1 protein-coding gene is annotated in these 646 nt (G+C 74.1%); it reads right to left on the bottom strand.

From position 1 onward, the window contains the following. On the bottom strand, positions 1-646 hold a 646-nt coding region (locus AOQ53_RS25270; RefSeq protein ID WP_330219370.1), incomplete at both ends, for a CPBP family intramembrane glutamic endopeptidase.

The raw sequence follows: 646 nt of genomic DNA, 5'->3' as shown, positions 1-646 counted from the left end.
GCCGTTGACGGCCCAGTGCAGCGCCGCGGGCGCCAGCAGACTTCCGGACCGGCGCCGCAGCTCGCACAGGACGACCCCGGCTGCGGTCGTGGCGACCACGGCGGCCGCGACCGACAGCGCGGTGCCTGCCGGTCCGGTGCCGAGGACCGCCGCGGCCGCGTTGGCCCGGCTCAGCCCGCGCGAGGGAAGCACATGCCAGAGCCCGAACAGCGATGACGACACAGCCGTGGCCCACGCGGTACCGCGCCGACGCCGCACCATGGCCCACAGGACACCGCGGAAGGCGATCTCCTCCAGCAGCACGGTGCCGACCGGCACCCGGATCAGCACCCGCCACAGCAGCTCCCCCATGGTCAGGCCGGCGGCGCGCTCGTCCTCGAAGGCCTCCCTGGTGGCCGGCAGGGCAAGCCCGACCAAGAAGACGGCGAGGACCGCGCCCACCAGGACCGATGCCCACCGCAGCCCCCGGTACAGGGCAACCGTGTCGAGCCCGAGATCGGCGCGGGTCAGGCCGTCCCACCGGGCGATCAGCAGCAGCGCGGCAGCCGCGGCCACGCAGGTGGGTACGTAGGCGCCGGGCGCGAGCCAGTTGTTGAGCAGGTTCGCGGCCACCAGGACGGCGAGGACACAGAACATCCGCATGGTG

The sequence above is a fragment of the Streptomyces azureus genome (assembly GCF_001270025.1).
GTDB classification, from domain to species: domain Bacteria; phylum Actinomycetota; class Actinomycetes; order Streptomycetales; family Streptomycetaceae; genus Streptomyces; species Streptomyces azureus.
The sequence above is the reverse complement of the archived record's forward strand: the minus strand, read 5'-3'. Positions and strand labels throughout refer to the sequence as shown.